Source organism: Myxococcus sp. AB036A (assembly GCF_006547355.1).
GTDB classification, from domain to species: domain Bacteria; phylum Myxococcota; class Myxococcia; order Myxococcales; family Myxococcaceae; genus Myxococcus; species Myxococcus virescens.
This window is the reverse complement of record NZ_VHLC01000070.1, coordinates 16,277-38,629: the sequence shown is the minus strand read 5'-3', so window position 1 is coordinate 38,629 and position 22,353 is coordinate 16,277. Positions and strand designations below refer to the sequence as shown.

The following is a 22,353-nucleotide window of genomic DNA, read 5'->3' as shown; positions in this document are numbered from 1 at the left end:
TGACACTGGCCCCCGGGCCGCCGCCCGTGCGAGACGAGGGGCCGCAGTCCCGAACTCGCAGGCCCTGGCAGGAGGGGAATGATGACGCGGTCCGGACGCAGGATGACGTCGCTGTGGTTGGCCGGGTGTCTGGCGTTCGCCGGGTGCTCCAAGAAGGAGGAACCCGCCGCGGCGCCCACCGGCGCGCAGCCCCAGCCCGAGGTCCAAGCGCCGCCCACCTCGCCGCCCCTGGGCACCATTCCCCGCGAGGGCGAGGCCGCCGCCAAGCCACCCGTGCACACGGCCTCCATGGGTGATGAGGAAGTGGCCGGCGCGCCTCCAAGTGAGACAGAGTCGCCTTCGGACGCCCCCGCGGGAGACGCTCCCGCCGAGGACCCGAAGAACCGCGAGTGGACCACCACCCCGGTGTCGATGAAGCGGCGCCCGGCCCAGTCGGTGACGCTGCGCTCGGTGCGCGCTGGCACGCATGCCGACTTCGACCGCGTGGTGTTCGAGTTCGACGGGCCGCAGGTCCCCGGCTACCAGCTCCAGTACGTGGACAAGCCCATCATCCAGTGTGGCTCCGGGGACGAGACGCCGCTGGCCGGCAAGGGCTTCCTCCAAGTCACGCTGACCCCCGCGCGTGGCCATGACGACCAGGGCCGGGCCACCGTGGCCGCGCTGGAGATGAAGCCCAAGCTGCCCACCTTGCTGGAGCTGGTGCGCACGTGTGACTTCGAGGCCGAGGTGACGTGGGTGCTGGGAAACAAGGCCCCCACCGACTTCCGCGTCATGGAGCTGCGCGACCCCACTCGCCTCGTGGTGGACGTGAAGCACTGAGGGCCCAAGCGTCACCCGGCCCGCAGCTCGCGGGCCAGCGCGTCCAGTCCTTCCAGCAAGCGCTGGTGCCGCGCGCGCGCCGGAGCCCCCTGCGCCCGCAGCGCCATGGCGAGCGCCGCGGGCAGGTTCACCGCGGCGTCTCCCTTCAACCGCTCGCGGTACTCCCGCGCCCAGTCCTGGGGCACGCGCAGGGACCAGTTGCGCTCATCCACCGTGCCGGGCGCGTTGTACGTCTCCGGCATCCCGAGCAGGTCGGTGAAGAACATCATCACGTTGCGCGCGCGGCTGGCGAACAGGTCCGCCACCTTCGCCTGCGCCAACCGTCCCGGGCTCGTGGACAGCTCGCGCGCGAAGGCCTCGCGCTCCGCGGGCTCGGGGCACAAGCGCGCGGCCAGGTACTCCGCCTGCGCGCGCAGCGTGCCCTTCCATTGCCAGTCCGCCACCAGGCGCCACAGGGACTTCGTGTCGTGGTTGCCCACCATCACCCAGTCCTCCGGCCCCACGTTCTCACTGCGGTACACGTCCGACGGGTTGTGCAGGTCCGCCTTCTGCGTCACGCGGAAGCGGCCCAGGCCGTACTGCGCCAGCACGCGCTCCAGCGGGTACGGCAGCGTGCTGAGCACCTCCGCGAGCAAGTCGCCCACTTGCCGCCCGTTGCGCCGGGACGCCTCCACCACCGTGTCGAAGAGGACGCTGTAGCGGCGCACCTGTTCAGGCGTGAGCTCCTTCACCCAGCGGTCCGCGTAGCGCGGCACGGCGCGGTCCACCTGCTCCGGGCGCACGAGCGCGAAGTGCGCCAGCTCCGGGTGGTCCGGCAGGTCCGGTGACGAGAAGAGCCGCGCGCCATGTTGCACGGACCACAGCGCGTCCGGCAGGTCCGCGCGGTACACCCACGGGCACACCAGCCCGTGCGGATGGTCCAGCCGCAGCCCGTCGTATTCGCCGAGCATCTTGTCCATGCGCGCGTTCATGAAGCGCAGCACGGGCCCGTTGCGGCTCCCGGCGTTCGTTCCGGCGTCGTCCGGCTCGAAGTACTGCTCCGGGTCCATCACCGGATAGTTCCACGGCTGGCCGTCCGGGTTCGTCCTGCTGGGCGGCGCGCCCATGAGGTAGGTGCGCAGGAAGAGGCCCTGCCAGGCCCACGCGTCGCGCGGCGACAGGCCAATCTGGAGGTCGCCGTACAGCTTCAACCGCCATGCGCCCACGCGCTCGCGCAGGCCTTGGTGCTGCGCATGGACCAGGAACTGACAGAAGGCGTAGCGCTCCAGCGTGTCCGCGTAGCGCAGCTCCAACTGCGTCAGGCGCGCGACGGCCGCCGCCTCCTCCTCCGGACGGGGGTTCCACAACCGCCCGTCCAGCGAGTCCGCCCAGCGCCGCCAGTCCGGCTCGCGCTTCTCCTCGCACAGCACGTCGAAGAGGGCGTCCCGCACCAGCCAGGCCCGGTGCTGCTGACGGAAGGTGTCGAAGCGCGAGGCCAGTGCCCGGATGGACGGAGCGGCGTCCGGCGCCGCACGCTTCTGTTGGAAGGTGCGCCACGCTTCGTTCAGCAGGGTGGTCTGCGCGCGGAAGGCGTGACGGAAGCGCTCCCCGGGGGGCAGCGCCGAAGGGCGGCTGGCGGCGAGCTGCGCCACGCGGCCCGGTGGCAGCAGCGCGCCCCAGGGCTCGGGGGCCTCCAGCGGCGCGAGCGCCACGTTGAGGAGGTTTCGCGAGAAGAGCGTGCCGTCATACGGCGAGGCGTTGAACTCCGTCACCTGCCCCTGCGGCCCCAACTGGATGCCGTTGAAGCCCAGCTCCCGGGAGAACGCGAGGAAGCGCGCCGCCCCTTCTGAGTACGGCGAGCCCCAGCCCGTGTCCTCTTCTGGAAGGCTGGGGAAACTCGGGTCGTGGATGCTGAGCACCCAGTTGCGGACGTCGAGCGCGGCCAGGGCTTCGGTGACGAGTCGGTGGTGGTTTTCAGGCAGCAAGGCGCGAGACATGGCGGAAGGGGCTGACCCTACGGCCCCTGGTGCGATGCGCCAACCGTCCTGTCGTCCCGAACCCGCCCGTTCGTTGTCGAGCCCTCAATCGTGCCGCGCCTGAGGAGCGGGCCGGGGCTCTCCACGGCCGCCGCCTCCGCCCGGAACGTGAGGCCGCTGTTCGGGAGGCTTCATCCGGAAGAGCTTGCGCAGCATGCGGGTGGACCATGTCCGGCCGTCCACCAGGATTTCGTACACCGTGGGAATCACCAGCAGTGTCAGCAGCGTGGACGTCAGCGTGCCGCCAATCACCGCGCGTCCCAGCGGCGCGCGGAAGTCGCCGCCCTCGCCCGCGCCGATGGCCACCGGCACCATGCCCGCCACCAGCGCGAAGGTCGTCATGATGATGGGGCGCAGACGGATGCGGCCCGCTTCGATGAGCGCCTCGCGCAGGGGCATGCCCTTCTCGTGCGACCACTTGGCGAAGTCGATGAGGAGGATGGCGTTCTTCGCGACGATTCCCATCAGCAGCATGATGCCGATGAGGCTCATGAGGTTGAGCGTGTCACCGGTGATGAGCAGCGCCAGCACCACGCCGATGAGCGACAGCGGCAGCGAGATGAGGATGGCCAGCGGGTCCAGGAAGGAGCCGAACTGGATGACCAGGATGAGGTACATCAGCATCAGCGCCATGCCGAGCGCGATGAACACGCGCATGAACACCTCGGCCTGGTCCGCGGACTCGCCGCCCGTCGTCAGCGTGTAGCCCGGCGGCAGCTTCACGCCGTCCAGCCGCTTCTGGATGTCCGCGCCCACCTCCGACAACGAGCGCCCCTGCACGTTCGCCTGGACGTTGATGACGCGCTCACGGTTCAAGTGCGTGACCTGCGCCGGGCCCAACGTTTGACGGATGTCCGCCACCTGCCCCAGCGGCACCAGCCGGGGCGGCCCGCCCGCCGCCGCGCCCACGGAGATGGGCAACTGCGACAAGTCATTGGGATTGTCACGCGCCCCCGGAGCCAGCCGCACCATGACGTCTCGCGTCTCCCCGATGGGGTCCACCCAGTCGCCCACGTCCAGGCCCGCGAAGGCCGGCCGCAGCACCTGGGCCACCTGCCCCACCGTCACGCCCAACTGTCCGGCGAGCCCGCGATTCAGCTCCACCTCCAGCTCCGGCTTCTGCCCTCGCGTGGACAGGCCTACGTCCACCGCGCCGGGCACCTGCGCCACTTCCTTCTGGACCTGCTGCGCCAGCTGCGTGAGCACCCGCTGGTCCGGTCCGCGCAGCTCATACTGGAGCTGCTTGAAGGCCCCACCGAAGCCCGAGGTGAAGACGGAGACGGTGGCGCCGCCGATGCGCTTCATCTCCTCGCGGAACTGGACGCCCAATGCGTCCTGGCTCATGTCGCGCTCCGCCTTCGGCTTGAGCCGCACGTACACCAGGGCCTGGTCCACGCCGGGCGCGCTGAGCGCCAGGGGCACGCCGATGGTGGCGTAGGTGTAGTCCACCTCCGGGTGGGCGCGCAGGGTGCGCGTCACCTCGTCCACCTTGCGCCGCGTGTACTCCAAGCTGGAGCCCGGCGGCGTCTCCACCAGCAGCTCCACCTCCGCGCGGTCGCTCACCGGCACGAAGCCGGCGCCGCCCACGGTACCCTGGAGCACCAACGCGCCCACCAGCGAGCCCACCGCCACCAGCACCATCACCAGCCGGTGGTCCAGCGCCCAGGCGATGACGTGCTTGTAGCGCTCCGCCTGCCGGTCGAACCAGGCGTTGAAGCGGTTCAGCGTCCGGGTGATGAAGCCCGGGTTCTCCTTCCTGGGCGGCTCCGGCCAGTACGCGCTCAGCATCGGGTCCAACGAGAAGGACACGAACAGTGACACCAGCACCGCGCAGGCGATGGTGAGGGCGAAGGGCTTGAACCACTGGCCGGCCACGCCGTACATGAAGGCCACGGGCACGAAGACGGCGACGATGGAGAAGGTGGTCGCCGAAACCGCGAGACCGATTTCCGAGGTGCCCTCGCGCGACGCCGTGTAGTGGTCCTTCCCCATCTCCACGTGGCGGACGATGTTCTCTCGCACGACGATGGCGTCGTCGATGAGGATGCCGATGGCCAGCGTCAGGCCCAAGAGCGACATGGTGTTGAGCGTGAAGCCGAAGGCCCACACGCTGATGAAGGACGCCAGCACGCTCACCGGCAGCGCCAGGCCGGTGATGACGGTGGAGCGCCACGAGTTGAGGAAGACGAAGACGACCAGCACCGTGAGCAGCGCGCCTTCCACCAGCGCGGACTGCACGTTGTGCACGGCGTTCTCCACGCGGACGCCGGCGTCGCGCACGATTTCGAGCTTCACGCCCGCGGGGAGCCGCTGCTGGAGCGCTTGCACCCGCTCACGCACCGCGTCCGCGACCTCGGTGGTGCTGTAGCCCCGGGCCTTGAGCACGTCGATGCCCACCGCCTGGGCGCCGTTGAAGAGCGCCAGCGTGCGCGGCTCCTCGGCGCCGACGAAGACGTCCGCCACCTGCTCCAGGCGGATGGCCTGACCGTTGCGCGAGGCCACCACCATGGTCCGGAAGTCCTCCACCTTCTCCAGCCGGCCCTTGAGGCGGATGGACTCCTCCGTCAGCGGCGCGTTGATGCGGCCCACCGGCGCCGCCAGGTTCTGCGCCTGGAGCGCCGCCACCACCTCCGCCACCGACAAGCCCGCCGCCTGGAGCGCTTCCGGCTTGAGCTGCACCGTCATCTCCCGCGCCACGTCACCGACGACTTCCGCCTGGGCGACGCCGGGCACCGAGCGAAGCTCGCCCACCACCGTCGGGTCCGCCACCAGGGACAGCGCCGCGACGTCCAGCCCTTCCGAGGTGAGCGTCAGCGACACGATGGGCTGGTCCGCCGGGTCGAAGCGCGTGAGGATGGGCTCCTCCATCTCCTGTGGCAGGTCCGCGCGCTTGCTGGAGATGGCGTCCCGGATGTCTTGCGTCGCTTCCTGGATGTCCTTCTCGAAGTCGAAGAACACCGTGAAGGACGCCAGGCCGTCGGTGGCGATGGACGTCGTCTCCTTCGGGTCCACGCCGCTGATGGCGAAGATGGCGTCCTCGATGGGCTCGAGGATTTCCCGCTCCACCGTCTCGGGTGAAGCGCCTGGATAGACGATGGTGACGCTCACCACCGGGGGCTGGACGTCGGGGAACTCGTCGGTCTCCAGGAGTCCCAGCGACACGAGACCGAAGACCACCAGCGCCAGCATCGAAGTGATGGTGATGATGGGGCGCTTGATGGCGAAGTCTGAGATGAACACGGACGTGACTCCAGGCTTGGAGCATTAGTGGGACGGCGCAGCGTCCTCCGCCGGTGGTTGCGTGGACGCGGGCCGCGGCGAGGGCTGCATTGCTCCCGACGACGGAGGCGGCGGTGCCTCCGAGCCGCCAACGCCGGGCCCCGCCTCCTCCACGGGCTTCGAGTCCGGCCGCGGGGGCGACACCTTCACGCGCCCGCCCTCCGCCACCTCGCTCCGCGCGGCGCCCAGCAACACCACGTCGCCCTCCTCCAGGCCGGAGCGGACCTCGACCTGCCGCGCCACCTCGTCGCGCAGGCCCAATGTGACGTTCACCCGCCGCACGCGCCCTTCCTGGATGCGCAGCACTGCGGGCTCGGTCCCCGTGTCGTCGATGGCGTCGATGGGAATCGCGACCGCCTGCGTACCCTTCGAGGCCACGCGCCCCTCCGCGAAGAGGCCGGCCAGCAACTGGAGGTCCGTGTTGGGAATGGCCACGTAGATGCGGACCTGGCCGGTGGCCGGGTCCACCACCGGGTTGATGCGCTCCACCGTGCCGCGGAAGGCGCGGTCCCCGTAGCCCGTCACGTGGAACTCCACCGGCGTGTCCACCTGCACCTGTTCGAGCTGCGCGGCGGGCACGGAGGCCTCCAGGCGCAACGTGCGCGGGTCCACCACCGTGAAGAGCGGCGCGCTGGGCTGGACGACGTCACCCGCGCTGGCCTGCCGCTCGCTCACCACGCCCGCGAAGGGCGCCACGACGCGCGCGCGGTTGAGCTGCTCCTGCGCCAGGGCATGCCGGGAGCGCGCCTCCGCGAGCTGCCCCTTCGCCTGCTCAACGGAGAGTTCCGCCCGTTCGAAGTCGCGCTGGGTGATGACGCCCGCCTTGGAAAGCCTCGTGGCGCGCTCCTGCTCGGCCTCGGCCACCTGGAGCGCGCTGCGGGCCGTGCGGACCGCCGCCGACGCCGCGATGAGCTGGTCCTTCAGCGTGACGTCCTCGATGCGCGCCAGCTCCTCGCCCTTCTTCACCACCTGGCCCTGCTGGGCCTTGATGTCGAGGATGGTGCCGCCCACTTCCGCGCGCACCGCCGCCGCCGTGCGCGCCTGCAGGTTGCCGGAGATGCCAGGGCCGAAGCGCAACTGCCGCACCTCGGCGCGGGCCACGTTCTCCTGGCCCAGCGTCACCTCCAGCTCCTCTTGTCGAGGCGCGGGCGCTGCGTCCTCACCCTTGCGGCAGCCGGACAGGGCGCAGAGCCCCATCAGAATCCCCGCCGAGGTTCCGCCGAAGACCTGTCGTATTCGAGCCCGTCTCACAGCGCGTCTCCCATCCCCGCCCCCCACGGCGAGCCGGCTAACCATGGTGTCGCCCCCCTGCCCCCGGTAGCCGAGGACAACAAGGTCCACCGCCAGCAAGCAGGCCGGGCTGACGGGCTGGCGAGCCTTCTCAGGCACGCCAGGCGGACGGCGCCTACTGCGCGGGAGGGACCTCGCTCATGATGAGCGTGCCGGCCTGGAAGTGGGCCGACTGGCCGCATTGGGTGAGCTGCGTCTGCCCCGGGCAGCTCACGGCCTGTGCCGCGCGCGTCGTCTGCGTAAAGCAGCGCGCACCGTCGGCATCCCACTCGGCCTCGTGCAGCCACGCCTCCGTATCCGTCTGCACGTTCACGCCGTCATGAAGGTTCACCCACTGGCCATCCGTGGTGTGCGACGTGCCGTCGCCGCAGAAGTCCGCGCGCACCATGCGCGTGCACGCCTGGTGGTGGTCCGCCAGACTCAAGCCGTCCGCCGAGGTGCCCCAGGGCCGGTAGCCGAAGCGCACGCACTTGGCGATGGCCGCACCCTCACAGGCGAAGGTGAAGCGCGCGGCGTCATCCACCTTCGCGCCGCCGCCCGCCACGCCCTGGCGGTAGTCCCACCGGCCCGCGACGGGAATGGCGCTCAGCCCGGAGCCGTCCGCCGCCGCGCACGCGGGCTTCCAGAGGGCATCCGCCGCGTCGTAGTAGGAGACGAGGTACGCCCAGACGTCCGCGTCCGCGCCCGCTCCAGGCTCGATGCCGTCAACGCGCAGCTCCACGGTGTCACCGCTGCTCAGGTTGCCGATGAAGCGCGCGCCCAGGAAGGACTGGCCGGACACCGGGCCGCTGGAGGCGACGCCGTGGAAGACGCTGCCCTCCAGCCGCACCTCGCCGAGAACCTCCTCCGCGATGCGGGCGCCCGCCAGGTCCACGGACACGAGCAACTGTCCCAGCTCGGGGGTATTCAGGTTGCGGCCATTCAGGTTGCGGCCATTCAGGTTCCGTCCGTTCGGCGCCACCAGCTCCGCCACGCCCGAGCGCAGCGCCACCGGCTCCGCCTCCATCACGTTCCCCGCACAGCCCACCATGCTCACCGCGCTGACCAGCGCCGCCACCGTCTGCTTCCAAGCACCCATCACCCACCACCTTCCCGGCCCGACCACGGAATCAATGTCCGCAGCGGCCGTCCGCCCAGCAACTCGCCTGAGCACCCGCAGGCACTTGCTTCGTCCACTGTGCATCACCCGCCCCAGACGCCAGGGCGGACACAGGGTTCCTCCGTCCGGTAGCGCGCGGAGCGGATGTAGGGCAAACAGGCGGGCTTAGGGGCGCGCGGTGGATGCCACGTCCGCGCACACCCGCATGCCCACCGTCACGTCGCGCAGGAACGGCTCCGGCAACTCGCGGTTGGAGGCGCGCGCCGAGGTCGCCGCGAAGGCGAAACTGCCCCCACGCGCCACGGCCTTGCCCGGCTCCAGCCAGGAGCGGGTCCACTCCCACACGTTGCCGGACATGTCGTCCACGCCGAAGGGACTGCGCGATGCGGGGTGGCTGCCCACCTCGTCGGGGCCGAAGCCTCCGGGCTGCTTGCCGTAGGTGGTGTCGATGTTGGCGTCGTCCGGGGCCAGGGTGTCGCCATGCGGGTACTCACGCCCGTCCACGCCGCGCGCAGCGCGCTCCCACTCCAGCTCCGAGCAGAGCCGAGCGCCGGGGACGCGGCCGCTCTCCGACAGCCACGCGGCATAGGCCTCCGCGTCCGCGAAGGTGATGCCGCTGACGGGGAAGCGCAGCCAGTCCTGCTCCGCGCGCGACGTGCGGTGGGCGTAGCGCAGCGGCTCTCCGGCTCGCGCCATGTAGGGCTCGTTCCCGGGCTGGAAGCGCAACCGCCAGACGCCTTCCACCTGCCCCAGCGTGAGCAGGCCCGCGTAGCCGCCCGTTCCCACGCGAGGCAGCCGCTGTGCACGTTGCGCGGGCGGCAGCGCCTCCACGTAGGCCAGCCACTCGGCATACGTCACCTCGTGCCGGGCCATCAGGAAGGCGGGGACGTCCACGGGGTGCAGGGGCACGGCGTTGAAGAACTCGCGCACGCTGGCCTCGGCCGCGCTGCCGAACTTCACCTCGCCCGGCGGCACGAAGACGAAGCCCTCCGGCACGCTGCCCATGCGCGGCAGCGGCACGCCGAGCCGCCGCGACTCGCCTCGCCGCAGCAGCACCCACTGCACCACCGGCTCGTAGCCGAGCGAGCGCGCGGAAATCTGGTACGTGCCCGGCGCCACCGCTGCGTCCAGCCAGCGCCCCGGGTCCGCTTGCAGGGGCTCTCCCAGCTGAAACCTGCCCTGCGCATCGCGCGTCAGTGGACGCAGCTCCACCTCCGCCCCTGGGACAGGTGTCTCCAGTGTGAGGCTGGCCGCGGCGTTCCAGCGCCGCCAGCGCGTGCCCGCCGTGTCATAGAGCCGCAGACGCTGGAGCAACGCGGGCAGCGCCGCGGCGTCTTCGTCCTGCTCGGCCCACAGGGCGCGCTCGTAGAGGAAGTCCGCCAGGGCCTCGCGCACGTCTGCGCGGCCGGGCGCCAACGCCAGCGCGCGCTCCAGCCGTCCGGCCACTTCGTCGAAGCGGCCGCGCAGTTGTCCCGCTTGCGCACCCGCCCGGTTCCAGTGCCGGTCCGCGTCGGCGCGGCGGCCGGTGCCGTAGAGGCGGAAGGCCTCGTCACGCTCGGCGCGCAGCGCGCCCCAGTCCTGACGCACGGCGCTCAAGGCCTGGGCCGCCTGGCCCAGCTCCTCGCGCACCTGCCGGTCCAGGCTCCAACGCTCCCTCAGCTTGAGCCCGCCGTAGACGAGCCCCAGGGACACGACGAAGCCCACCACCAGCGCATGCCGCGTCCGCCGGCTGCGCACCATGGTGCGGCGCGAGTCCTTCAGGAAGTCGCGCTCGCGACGGGTGAGCTCTCCCGTGTCGAGCACCCGCGTCTCCTCGAGCTGACGCGGGCCCCAGAGGGATTCGCTCGGGAAGCCCAGCTTCTCCCAGTGCGCGGCGGCGGCCTCCAGCCGGGATTGGACCTCGCGGCGCTCGGAGGCCTCGGCCAGCCAGCGCGCCAGCGTGCCCCAGCCGGAGAGCAGCGCCTCGTGGGCGAGCTCGTAGGACGTGCCCTCCTGGGCCTCGCGCGCCACGAGCAGCCGCGCGTGAACCAGCGCCTCCAGGGCGGCGCGGTAGCGGGCGTCGTCCCCCACCAGCTCGCGGTCCGTCTTCCGCGCGCGGGTTCCGTCCGCGGTGACGAGCCGCAGGAGCACGCCCCGGGCCGCCACCCGCTGGTCCGGTAGCAGCCGGGCCACCGCCGCATCCGCGTGCCGCGCGAGCGCGCCCTCCACGCCGCCCAGCGAGTCGAGCACCGCCTGCGTCATGACACCCGCCGCCGCGTCGCGCGCCTCCCACATCTCGGCCAGCGCGAACTGGAGCACCGGGAGGCCGCCCTCCGCCGCGGACAGGGTGGAGGTGACGAGCGCATCCACCAGCGCGTCGGATTCGAAGCGCACGCCCTTCACGCGAGCGGGGCCCGTCACGGCTTCCCGCGTCTCCTCGGGCGACAAGGCGCGCAGCAGGTACAGCGCGCGCGGCACCTCCGCGCCCAGCCCGGGCACGGCGGACAGCCGGGTGAGGAAGTCACTTCGCCCTGTGGCGAGCAGGCGCACGCCACTGGCGCCCTCCGCGAGCGCCCCCAGGGCCTGTCCCGCCAGCTCCGCCTCGGCTGGCGGCGCTAGCGTCACCAGCTCCTCGAGCTGATCCACGTAGACGAGCAGCCCCTCCTGGGCCCCCAACTTCACGCGGAGCCGGCGCACCAGGGACGTGGGCTCGGCGCGCAGGGCTTCGGCCAGAGTCTCCTCTGCCGTCTCCAGCACGGGCGCGAGCGCCGCGACCAGGGCCGCCAGGGGCCTGCGGCCCGGCACCAGCCGCACGCTGCGCCAGCGACGGCCGTCCTCCAGGCCCCCTTCGGTGACAGCGGGGAGCAGCCCGGCGAGGCACAGGGAGGACTTCCCCACGCCCGAGTCACCGGTGATGAGCAGGAAGGGCTCCGAGCGCATCCGCTCCAGCACCGCGCGCTGCTCGCGGCGGCGGCCGAAGAAGACGGCGCGGTGCTCCTCCTCGAAGGCCTGGAGGCCGCGGTAGGGATTGCCCTCCGGCACCACCTGGATGGTGTCGTCACGCGTCAGTGCGTCCAAGGCATCGAGCAGCTGTGAGGCGGTGGCGTAACGCTCGGACGGCTCGCGACGCAGACACTTGTCGATGACGGCGGCGAGCCCGGCATCCACGCCGGACGCCACCTGGGCCAGGGGGCTGGCATCCCGGTGGCGCACCTGAGCCGGAAGTTCGCGCCAGGGCACATCCCGGAAGGGGCCTTTGCCCGCACACAACTCGTACAGGACGACGCCCAGTGAGTACACGTCACTGCGCGCCGTCAGCGCCTCGCCCGCCCAGGCCTCCGGGGACATGTAATACGGCGTCCCCACCAGCGAGCCGCGCGGCAGCGATGGAAGGAAGATTCCGTCCAGCGAGCGCGCGCCCAGGTTCGGGCTGGCCTCCGGGTCCAGGTCCGGAGGCAGCTCCGGCGGCGGAGTCCCGGAAGCGGCCGGCGCGCCATCCCCCGCCCCCGCGGCCCGGTCCAGGAGCTTCGCGAGGCCGAAGTCGAGCAGCTTCACCTCGCCAGCCTCCGTGAGCACGGCGTTGCCGGGCTTGATGTCCCGGTGCAACACCCCGCGCCGGTGAGCGGCGCTCAGGCCCCGTGCCAAATCCCGCCCCATGGACAGCACGCGCTCCCAGGGCTGGGGTTTGGGCAGCCGGTCCAGACTCATCCCCCGGATGAACTCGGAGACGAGGTAGGGCTGCTCCTCCAATTGTCCCACCCGGTAGAGGGTGACGACATTGGGGTGCTGGATGCGCGCGGCCGCCCGGGCCTCCACGAGGAACCGCGCCAGGGCGTTGGGCCCCAGGGCGGGGATGAACTTCACGGCGACGGGGCGCTCGAGCAACGTGTCATGGGCCAGGAACACCCGCCCCGTGCGCCCACGCCCGATGGCCCGCACAAGGCGGTACTCGTCGAACTCCTGGGGAGGAGTCCACGCATCAGGAGGCGGCGAGGCGGCCGGAGAGCCCACACCCGGTGCCTATGCATCCGTCCGGCAGGGGTCAACTGAACGGGCCGAACGGGAGGAGACTCCAGGACGCCGGGGCCGCTGGAGTGTCCGTTGCCGAGCAGTGGTGTTGTCCTTGGGCCTCAGCCGCCCCGGACCTTCCCCTTGCTCGGCTTGAGCATGTTTCGGATCTTGTTCTCCAAATCCTGCGGCAGGCAGGGCTTGGCGACGAACTCGTCCGCGCCGGCGTCCCTGGCATGCTCCGCGTTCCCCGCGAGCACATGGCCGGTGAGCGCCATGACGGGGATGTCCCGGGTGCGGGAGTCCTGCTTGATGCGCCGCGTCGCCTCCCAGCCGTCCATGACCGGGAGGGACAGGTCCATCAGGATGATGTCGGGCTCGCCCTCGCTGGCCTTCTCCACCGCTTCCACGCCGTTGCGGGCGGTGTCCACCTCGAAGCCGACGAACTCCAGGTACTCCGCGTACATCTCCCGGGCATCGTCGAAGTCGTCCACCACGAGCACGCGCTTCTTGTTCCCGCCCGCCGCGGGCTCCTTGGCGGTTGGCATGTCTTCTGCCGGGACTGTCATCGCCGTGCTCTTCATGGGACAGACGCCTCTCGGGTTGGAACGGGCGTTGAACAATCTATACACGCCCCTCCCGACGTGCCCACCCCACCCGGCTCTTCAACGAATGCGGACCGGAGTGCCAGTGCGTGTTCATTGGAGAACAGGTAGGGCGGACGGAGAAACGTTGACTGTGTATCAGTTGTTGGGACGGTAGACGTAGAGGTGGCGTCGGCTGGGAGTGCCTTCGGACTCCTCGATGCGGGCCAGCACCCATTGCTCGGGGCCCGTCATGAAGAACTTGGCGGGTCCCACGGGCGTAGCGCCTGGGCGGGGAAGCAGCGGCGCGCCCATAGGCAACCAGGAACTCTCGTCCCACCGGCGGACATAGTGGTTCACGGGACCACCCGCGATTTCAGGTTCGGAGAGCAGCGCGACCAACCAGCCCTCGGGGTCGAAGTCGAGGACCTCCACCGTCGCGTCTGTTTCACCGGGATACAGGCCCTCTTGGTAAAAACCGAGGAGCTCGGTCCCCAAGAACGGGTCATAACGGACGACAGAAGGCCGTCTCCCCTCACCGACGCTCTGAGCTGAACTGGCGAGGAGAAGGCGATCCGCTCCATCCAACACAGGTACAACAGGCGGTTCCCCTACCCCAATATCATTCAAAGGGTACATTCCCTCCCAATGTGTCCCCGTCCATCTTTTGACATGAGCGTATGTGGCCCCCCGCTCACCTGACCGAGTGACCCAGAAAACAACCAAACGCCCCAGCGAGTCGAACATCGCCCCAAAGTCAGAATAAACCAGACTCCCATTCAAAGAAAACGAATGCCCCAACTCCTCCCACCGCTCCGCCCCCCAACGAAAACCGTACACAACCATCGACGCCCCAGCAACCTGCGCCAGGACAGTCAGATATCGCTCTCCCTGAGAATTCACGGCAAAGCCGAACGAGACAAACCTAGCGTCCGGATTGACTGTCGTGACGGGGGACCCCAGGAGAGACCAACTGCTTCCATTCCAACGCTGGATATGAATACTGGAAGCCCCATCCACCGTCTCCCTACTCCAAGCCACAAAAATCTCATTCCCTGGCGCGATCAACAAGGAGCACTCTTTGAAGACCGATTCCTCAGCAATGGCCCCAAGTACGCCCCCCAACGGCTCCCACGCCGACCCTGACCACCGCATGACGTAGACACCATGGTCCGAAGGCGTGCGCCCATCGACAAAGGCGACGACAGGCCTTCCTCTGTCATCCTGCACAAGCGAAAACGTCGAGACAGCCGCTCCGTCGGCAGCATCGGAAGAGATTGCCCTGCCGTAGGGCAAGTACCTGGGGATGCTCCACTCCCAGCCAAGTGCCGTTATATCCAGTTCATTCCCCGCAATGTCTGTCACCGAAGGCGCGATGATCACGGATACTTCTGAATCCACGGGGAGTTGCGCAGCAGGCGCCAGCGTCACCGTCGTGCCCTCGGCTGACAGGCGTACCTCCGCGGCGACATCCATTTGATTGACCAAGAGCCTGACGGACTCAGCAGTCACCGTAGTCGGCTCAACGGCCTCGGAGAATACGGCCTGAATGGGGGCATGCACGGAGACTTCCTGGTCTCCGGACCGCGGATTCTGCGTCACCAACCGCGGTGCCGTCCTGTCGACAATGAGTGCGTTCGCCTCACTCACGAATACGCGGTCCCCCTGTAATACCCTTGCTGTGAAGACGTGCTGGCCCTCATCCAGTTCACGGGTGCTCCAACGCAGTTCGTAGGAAGGCCGGGGCAACGTCGCTGCCGGGACGCCATCGACCAACAGCTCGACCGACTCTGGCACCAACTCAGCGACCGAAACGCGTACATCGACATCACCATTCGTGATCGCACGCGACAGCGACAGCGTCACGACGGGATTCGAAGGTCCCGCGTCCGGCGTTTCAGGCACAACTTCGATTCCGGGCACGTTGATGCAAGCCCAGAACAATGAACTGAAACACACTGCAAAAACTCTGATCGAGTCCATAGGCTCGGCTCACGACTGCAGCGATCGTGCCAGGCAATGCCGGTTCTTTCCGAGAGCAATGCCTGGGAATCCAGCCATTTACCTCGCGAAACCAACCGGAACGTATTCCAAGGCATACAGCGTCGCGGACCGTGGGTCCAAGCTGATGGACGCCACATGGACTGCGTGACCTTATCGCCTGAAATGCAGAGCCCTCCATGGACAACCATGGAGGGCCCTTGAAACAACTTATTGCCGTGTCAGCGACGCAGGCGCGTCACGGAGACGCAGCAAGTGCGGGCAGCTGAACCAGCCCGGTCTTCGCCAAGTCCAAGACAAGAGGCTGCCCCATGTAGTTCTCGTAGGTCCCATTGATGGAGCGCGACGGCAGGGCGGAGAACTTCACGACAATTTCGAAGTTAGCAAAGCTGGTGCTCGGAATCAGGTTCGTCCCGAAATACGTGAACACCCATCGCGTGGTGTAACCCGACTTGATGATCGAGAAAGCGGGGAGTTCCTGCCGGGTGCCCGTCCGAGGAGGAATAATTGGCTCCTCCTCGATAAGCGGGAATCCCGTCGGATGACCCACCTCTCCCGCGTAGTCTCCAATAACCCCAGGCGTAGTCCCCCCAATATCCCAGTTCACATGAGCATAAACGTGACCACTCACGTTCGACGGGCGTGTAATGGGGTGATTGAAGGACAGGAAGACTCGCTCGCCGGAGTTCAACTGGTCCGCACCAGGGGTGCCCACCGCCGACACCTCTTCATACTTGGACTCCACGATGGACATCTGGCGCACGGCCGACGCGTCACCCGTGAAGAAGTACCCGATCCGCGAGTACATGCTGCCGCCCTCTGCGGACACGGCACGCACGTCGATGTTGTACTCCTTGCCATCCGCAATGGCGCCACCCGGGTTGATGGTCGCGCTGTAGCCACCATTCGCCACGTTGGTCGTCACGGGCAGAAGTTCCGCTGCATTCTCGCCCGTCATCAGAACGGACAGCGACCCCTGCTGGATGGGCTGGTTGAAGAACAGATGGATGGGCTCACCCACACGGACCAGGTTGCGCAGAGGATGGAAGTCAGCGCCGCCGCCCCGGAGGCTGGCCACGTTGCTGCTCTCGATGCTCAGCGGAACGTTCTGCGGCCGCGAGTACGGCAGGCTGATGAGCCGCGTGGTGCTGTTGGCCACCACCTCGGCCCCAGAGTACGTGCTGACGTAGCCGCCGGTCTCCGGGACGCCGTCAGCGTTGGCGTCGATGGGCGACACCCACAGCCTGTACTCGCCATTGCCGTTGCGCAGGCGCGCCAGCTCAGACGCGCTCGGGATGCCCGTGAAGGTGAGCAGGCCCTGCTCGTTCGCGGTCGCCTCCACCACCACGGAGCTCACCATCGACGAGGACTCATCGCCGTTGGAGATGGCACCCGCCGGCGTGGCCTCCAGCGTCGCCCGAGCACCCGCCGCGGGACGGCCCTGCGGCGTCACCACCAGGAAGTTCAGCGTGCCGTCCAGCCGCGCCAGGGTGATGGGGCCGAAGCTCGCGTTGCCGTTGTTGATGGGGACGTTGCCCGCGGACGACGGAACCTGCGCCGTCGCGCGCAGGGTGGCATAGCCCGCCTTGGAGAACGTCAGCAGCACGTGCGAGCCGGCCGGGACGTTCTTGTAGGTGAAGTTGCCCTTCGCATCCGAGATGGCCGATACCGGCTCCGCCGAGCTGCCGATGGTCATCTCCACCGTGACCTCGGTCAGCGGCCGCAGGTCCGTGCTCAGCACCTGGCCGGACACCGTGCCCTTGGGATTGGCTGGCGTCACCACCGTCACAGTGTCCGGTTCGCGCACGCCGTCCGCGATTCCGTCTCCGTCCGCGTCAACCAGGTCGTCTCCACAACCGAACGCCAGGAACGGAACCACGGCCATTACCAGATGCTTCTTCATCATCCCCGCCTTGAAAGAAAAGTCCCCAAGTATCGCCGCCTCAACACTTCATGAGGCGTCAGCCGGACACTCTCCGACACTTGCCCGTTCCGTCAAGAAGCCCCCCTGATTCAGAGCGGGTTCTCATCGGCCGAGACGCCCGTAACCGGGTGTGTCACGGATCACTCGGAGAACCCCGTATGCCCTCATGGACATGAGTCACCGTTGACCCGATGGCGTGACCCACCCGGGCTTTCCCCGGACTGCTAGCGTGAGCCCATACCGGATGTCTTGGATGTGAATGACCCATGTCTCGGCTGCGCCATCGTGCGCGGTGAAACACGACCCGTGGGAGGCGTCATCGCGCGCGCGCCGGGACTGGTGCTGCATGGCGTGGCGGGCCCCAGCCCCGTGCCCGGCTGGGTCGTCATCTCCAGCGCCCGGCACGTGCGCGCCTGGTATGACCTGGAGCCGGACGCGGCGAGCGAGCTCGGCCCCTTCGCCGCCCGGGTCATGCGCGCCCAGCGCGAGGTGCTGGGCGCCGAACACGCCTACGCCTTCGCCATTGGCGATGTGCTGCGCCACTTCCACCTGCACCTCGTCCCCCGCTATTCGCAGACGCCGCAGCGGCTCTGGGGCCGGGCCGCCTTCGACGCCCCCGCCTCCGACCACCTCCCCGCGCAGGAACTGGAGGCCGCGGCGCAGGCGCTCGCCGCCGCGCTGGCGGGCTGAAGCCCGGGCCCAGGACCACCCTCGCGTGATAGAGACAGCGGCCTCCCCTCCCGTCGAGAGGTGCCGCCTTGTCGCCCGAGCCCCGCAACCGCGTCCTTGAGAAGATGCTTGAGCGGCTCTACGCCGCGCTCGCATCCGGCCCCAGCCTCAACAGCCGGCCGCACAACAGCCGCCAGCGCGTGGACCTCGCCACGCTGAGCCGATTGGATGGCACCGCGCCCCACACCTTGCTGGCCGCCCTGCTCGGGGAGAAGGCCCAGGCCCGGCTCGTGGTGAAGCCGCCGCCTCCGCCCCCCGAGGCTCGCCCACGCAAGGGCTCCGCCCAGGCCCGCGCCGCTCGCACCCAGGACGACGCTGCCACGGGGACGGATGCCGACGACCTGCCGGACGCGGCGCCCAAGGCCGCGCACGCACTGGACGAAAACCACGCCCCTTCCCACGACGTGGATTCCGACGCCGCGCTTCCACTGGACACCCCCCAAGGGCCTTCCCGCCACGCGCGTCCCGACAACGCGCCTCCACCGGATGAGGCCCCCGCGCCTTCCCGCGCGGAAGAGGAACAGCAGGACCTGCTCCGCAAGCTGGCCACCATCGTCGAGGACGCCCGTACCTTCGAGCAGGACACCGGCGCGCACGTCCTTCACGTGGGCTTTCCCCTGCTCCACCTGCCACCGGGCGCCAAGGACAAGCGCGGCTTCGGCACCCGGCGAATCCTCGCCCCCATCGCCTTCATCCCCGTGCGACTCACGCTCAAGAAGGGCCGCGTGCCGTCGGTGGAGCTGGAAGGCGCCGAGGCCGGCGTGGACCGCGTGGCCCCCAACACCGCGCTGCTCGCCTGGCTGGAGCAGCAGACGGGCCAGCGGCTGGGCGACCTCTTCGCGGATGAAGCGGGCGAGGACCCGTGGCGCGAGCTGAACGAACTGGTGGCCGCCGTGTGCAAGGCCATGGAGCTGCCCGCGCCCGCCCCCTTCACGCCGGAAACCCTCCTGGCCCCCATTCCGCGAGGCGACGACGCCCAGCCCCAGGCCGCCATCCTCCCCAGCGCCGTGCTGGGGCTGTACCCCCTGTCCAACCAGAGCCTCGTGGACGACATGCGCGCGCTCCTGGACGGAGAGCCCATCTCCGGCCCGCTGGAGAGCTTCCTCCGCGTGGATGTCTCTCTCGGCCTGCCCCCAGGACACGGCGGTGGCGAGCCCAACCTGGAGGGGCTCAAGCGCACGGGCGAGGAGCGGCTCGTCACACTCGCGGACCCGTGCCAGGCGCGCGCGGTGCGGCTGGCACGCAGCAGCCGGGGGCTCGTCATCCATGGGCCTCCGGGCACGGGCAAGTCGCAGACCATCGCCAATGCCATTGGCGACCACCTGGCGCGCGGGGAGCGCGTGTTGCTCGTCTGCGACAAGCGCACCGCGCTGGACGTGGTGAAGCACCGCCTGGACCATCTCGGCCTGGGACACCTGTGCGCCGTCGTCCACGACGCCCAGCGTGACCAGCGCGACCTCTACATGGGCATCCGCGAGCAGCTCGACACGCTGCCGGAGACACGGACCGACGCGGCCGTGGCCAAGGAACTGGCGCGCATCGACACGGAGCTCCAGTCACTCCATGACGAACTGACGGCCGCCGACCGGGCCCTCTCCGAGCGCCCCGACGGAGGCACCGCGCCCTCCTTCCACGAGCTGGTGGGCCAGTGGTTCTCCGTGGAGGCCCCCGCCGCGCTCACGCCCGCCGTGTCGAGCCTCGCCCACGCACGGCTGGGCGACGTGACGCCGCACGAGCGCGAGGTGCGCGAGGTGCTGGAGCGCGGCGGCAAGGAAGGCTATCCGGAGAACCCGTGGCGCGAAGCCCTGGGCGGGGAGCTCGCCACGTACCTGGCGACGCCGCTGGCCACCTACCGCGAGCGCCTGAGTGCTATCGACAGCGCGGCGCGGGACGCGGATGCCCTCGTGTCACCAGACGTGCCTGTCTTCGGCGCGGACCCTCGGGCGGAGGGCGCGGCGCGCGCCGCCTTCGCGGAGAAGCTGGCACCACTGCTGGAGTCGGCCCGTCCGGACGTCCTCGCGCGGTGGGGCTCGGCGACGCCGGACGCGGTCCAGGCCGCGCGGACACAGCTCGACGGGCTGGCGGCACAGCGGCAGGTGCTCGCGGAAGGGCCGCTGGACGCGGAGCTGGCGCTGGTCCACCGCGAGCAACCCCAGGCCTTGAGTGTGCTGGCCACCGCGATGGCCGCGCTGGGCTCGTACCTGGACATCGCGCGCAAGTGGTACGCGTTCTTCTACTTCGCGCGGAAGGCCGGGGCGCGCCGGGTGCTCCAGCAGTTCGGTCTGACGCTGAGCATCCTCGCCGCGGAGCGCGTCACGCGGTTCTTCACGGGCGTGAAGGCCCGCGCGCTGCTCACCGAGTACCACCGCACCACGCTCGTCCCGGGCGACACCGCGACGCTCACCGACGACTCCTTGTCCCAGACGCTTCGCACCCACGCGGCGCTCTTCGAGCTGCTGCAGGAGTTGGAGCGCACGCCCTTGCTCGCGTCGTGCCGGGACGCGGTGCGGGCGGCCCTGACGGCGGACGCGGAGGCTCGCGCGGCGCTGCTGGCGGGCCTGCGGCTGTCCGCGGCCCGGGGCGACGCCGTCGCGCGGCTGGAGGCCCGGCTCACCGAAGCGGGGCTCTTCTCCGCGTCGTGGCTCGACTCGCGCTCGCGTGGGCTGCGCTCGGGCGAGCGTTTGGCATCCGTCACCACCGCCCTGGTGTCACGGCTCCCCACCGTGGAAGGTCTGCTGCGCATGCGCGCGGTGCTGACGGGCATGCCTCCGGCGCTGGAGTCCGCCGTGGAGCGGCTGGCGCGTCAGGGCGCGGAGGCCGAGGCCGGCTGGCGCGCGGTGCTGAAGGCGACGCTGGCGGCGGAAGCCTCCGCGCGCCTGAAGGAGGCTCCGGCGCTCCAGCACATCGACGCCGAGCGCGTGCGCACCACCCATTCGCACTACCGCATGCTGGAGGAGAAGAAGCGGGTCCTCGTGCGCGACGCCCTGGTCCATCGCTGGACGCAGCGCCAGCGCGAGCGGCTGCTCGCGGGCACGGGCGGCCGGCTCAACGGGCAGGGCGCGGAGCTCCGCCGACGACTGATGCTGCGAGGAGAGCGCGCCCTGCGCGTGCGTCAGGTCATCGCCACCGGTCAAGGCATCGAAGGGGGCGACCCGCTCTTCGACGTCCGCCCCGTGTGGATGGCCAGCCCGCAGACCGTGGCGCAAATCTTCCCCCGCCGCCCCATCTTCGACGTCGTCATCTTCGACGAGTCCTCGCAGTGCCGGCTGGAAGAGGCCCTGCCCGTCCTCACCCGCGCCCACCGTGTGGTCATCGCCGGTGACCCGAAGCAGTTGCCACCCACGCGCTTCTTCGAATCCGCCGTGGTGCAGAACGCGGAGCAGGAGGCCGAAAGCGAGCAGGGCCTCTTCGAGGAGCAGCAATCCGAGGTGGAGGACCTGCTGTCGGCGGCGCTCAACCTCGACATCGACCAGTGTTACCTGGACGTGCACTACCGCTCCCAGAACGCGGACCTCATCGCCTTCAGCAACGACCATTTCTACGACAAGCGGCTCCAGGCCATTCCCGCGCACCCGTCCCACAGCGTGCCCCACGCGCCATTGCGGCTGCTCCCCGTGGGCGGCACCTATGAGAAGCGCACCAACCTGGTGGAGGCTCGCGCCGTGGGCTCGCTGGTGAAGGAGCTGCTCTCACGGCCGCAGCCGCCGTCCATTGGCATCGCGTGCTTCAACCTCACCCAGCGCGACGCCATCAACGACGTCCTCGATGAGATGGCCGCCAGCGACGCGTCCTTCGCGTCGAGGCTCGCCGAAGCGCGCGTGCGCAGGGGCTCGGGCTCGTTCGAGGGGCTCTTCGTGAAGAATCTGGAGAACGTCCAGGGCGACGAGCGGGACCACCTCATCATCAGCACCACCTACGGCCCGGACCGGCACGGCCGCTTCTACCGGCGCTTCGGTCCGCTGGGCAGCGCGGGCGGAGGCCGGCGGCTCAACGTGCTGGTGACGCGAGCGCGGGAGCAGATTCACCTCGTCACCTCGATTCCGCGCGAGTCCTACCAGTCCGCGCCCCCCATCGAAGCGGGCCGGCAGCCCAACGGCGGCTGGCTCCTCTTCGCGTACCTGCGCTTCGCGGAGGCCTTGGAATCGGCCTACGCCCAGGACGCCCAGCGCGAGCCCGAGGACACCGTGTCCGAGGCGTCGCGGCCCGCCGAGACAGCGGAGGTGTTCGTGAGACCCACGGACGCGGGATCAGCCTTCGCGCAGGCCCTGGCAGGACATCTGGCCACGCAGCACCGCGTGTCCTCGGAGGTCCACTGGGGCAATGACGGCTTCTGCGTGGACGTCGCGCTCCGGCACCCCACCCGCCCGGGCGATGTCACCGTCGGCGTGCTGTGTGACGGCACGCGCTACCCCAAGGCCGCGGACCGCGTGGAGTGGGACCTCTTCCGCACGGGCGTGCTGGAGGGCCAGGGCTGGCAGCTCGTGCGGATGTGGACGCCCTCCTTCTTCCGCGACCCCGAGGGTGCCACCACCCAGGTCCTCCAGGCCGCGGGCGACAAGCTGATGCGCGAGCCTTCCGCCTCGCCTCAGGCGGCCATGTCCGCGCGGGGCGTGGTGCACTGAGGCG

The 22,353-nt window shown here is 69.8% G+C and carries 11 protein-coding genes; 3 read left to right on the top strand and 8 right to left on the bottom strand.

What is annotated here, in order from left to right; all coding sequences use genetic code 11:
• Positions 1–78: 78 nt before the first annotated feature.
• On the top strand, positions 79–819 hold the full coding sequence (locus FL344_RS25580; protein ID WP_141620364.1) for a hypothetical protein: 741 nt from the start codon (positions 79–81) through the stop codon (positions 817–819).
• Between the two features lie 11 nt (positions 820–830).
• Here the strand turns inward: FL344_RS25580 and FL344_RS25575 are convergent, their stop codons facing one another.
• The 8 genes from FL344_RS25575 to FL344_RS25540 form a co-directional block, all read right to left on the bottom strand.
• Complete coding sequence (locus FL344_RS25575) at positions 831–2,795, bottom strand: 4-alpha-glucanotransferase (RefSeq protein WP_141620363.1); 1,965 nt, start codon at positions 2,793–2,795, stop codon at positions 831–833.
• 84 nt (positions 2,796–2,879) lie between these two features.
• On the bottom strand, positions 2,880–6,074 hold the full coding sequence (locus FL344_RS25570) for an efflux RND transporter permease subunit (RefSeq protein ID WP_141620362.1): 3,195 nt from the start codon (positions 6,072–6,074) through the stop codon (positions 2,880–2,882).
• A gap of 24 nt (positions 6,075–6,098) precedes the next feature.
• The gene (locus FL344_RS25565; protein WP_141620361.1) at positions 6,099–7,364 is read right to left on the bottom strand and encodes an efflux RND transporter periplasmic adaptor subunit; all 1,266 of its coding nucleotides are present in this window, start codon (positions 7,362–7,364) and stop codon (positions 6,099–6,101) included.
• 154 nt (positions 7,365–7,518) lie between these two features.
• Complete coding sequence (locus FL344_RS25560) at positions 7,519–8,589, bottom strand: ADYC domain-containing protein (RefSeq protein ID WP_141620360.1); 1,071 nt, start codon at positions 8,587–8,589, stop codon at positions 7,519–7,521.
• 78 nt (positions 8,590–8,667) lie between these two features.
• Entirely contained in the window at positions 8,668–12,492 is a 3,825-nt protein-coding gene (locus FL344_RS25555) for an SUMF1/EgtB/PvdO family nonheme iron enzyme (RefSeq protein ID WP_141620359.1), read from the bottom strand.
• Positions 12,493–12,611: 119 nt separating this feature from the next.
• The gene (locus FL344_RS25550; RefSeq protein ID WP_090486438.1) at positions 12,612–13,073 is read right to left on the bottom strand and encodes a response regulator; all 462 of its coding nucleotides are present in this window, start codon (positions 13,071–13,073) and stop codon (positions 12,612–12,614) included.
• Between the two features lie 159 nt (positions 13,074–13,232).
• Positions 13,233–14,939 carry an Ig-like domain-containing protein gene (locus FL344_RS25545; RefSeq protein ID WP_228565368.1) on the bottom strand — a complete coding sequence of 569 codons (1,707 nt, stop codon included), beginning with the start codon at positions 14,937–14,939 and terminating at the stop codon, positions 13,233–13,235.
• 373 nt (positions 14,940–15,312) lie between these two features.
• Positions 15,313–16,980, bottom strand: a complete 1,668-nt coding sequence (locus FL344_RS25540) for a carboxypeptidase-like regulatory domain-containing protein (protein WP_141592336.1) — start codon at positions 16,978–16,980, stop codon at positions 15,313–15,315.
• 255 nt (positions 16,981–17,235) lie between these two features.
• On the opposite strand from FL344_RS25540, the gene FL344_RS25535 reads away from it, so the two are divergent.
• A complete protein-coding gene (locus FL344_RS25535; RefSeq protein WP_011550653.1) occupies positions 17,236–17,688 on the top strand; it encodes an HIT family protein in 453 nt (150 codons plus the stop codon).
• Between the two features lie 68 nt (positions 17,689–17,756).
• Positions 17,757–22,349, top strand: a complete 4,593-nt coding sequence (locus FL344_RS25530; RefSeq protein WP_141592335.1) for an AAA domain-containing protein — start codon at positions 17,757–17,759, stop codon at positions 22,347–22,349.
• Positions 22,350–22,353: the final 4 nt, after the last annotated feature.

What these genes read in the sequence shown, in the direction of transcription:
- FL344_RS25580 (WP_141620364.1), top strand. Translation starts at nt 79, where the DNA reads ATGATGACGCGGTCCGGACGCAGGATGACGTCGCTGTGGTTGGCCGGG.
- FL344_RS25575 (WP_141620363.1), bottom strand. Translation starts at nt 2,795, where the DNA reads ATGTCTCGCGCCTTGCTGCCTGAAAACCACCACCGACTCGTCACCGAA.
- FL344_RS25550 (WP_090486438.1), bottom strand. Translation starts at nt 13,073, where the DNA reads ATGAAGAGCACGGCGATGACAGTCCCGGCAGAAGACATGCCAACCGCC.
- FL344_RS25540 (WP_141592336.1), bottom strand. Translation starts at nt 16,980, where the DNA reads ATGATGAAGAAGCATCTGGTAATGGCCGTGGTTCCGTTCCTGGCGTTC.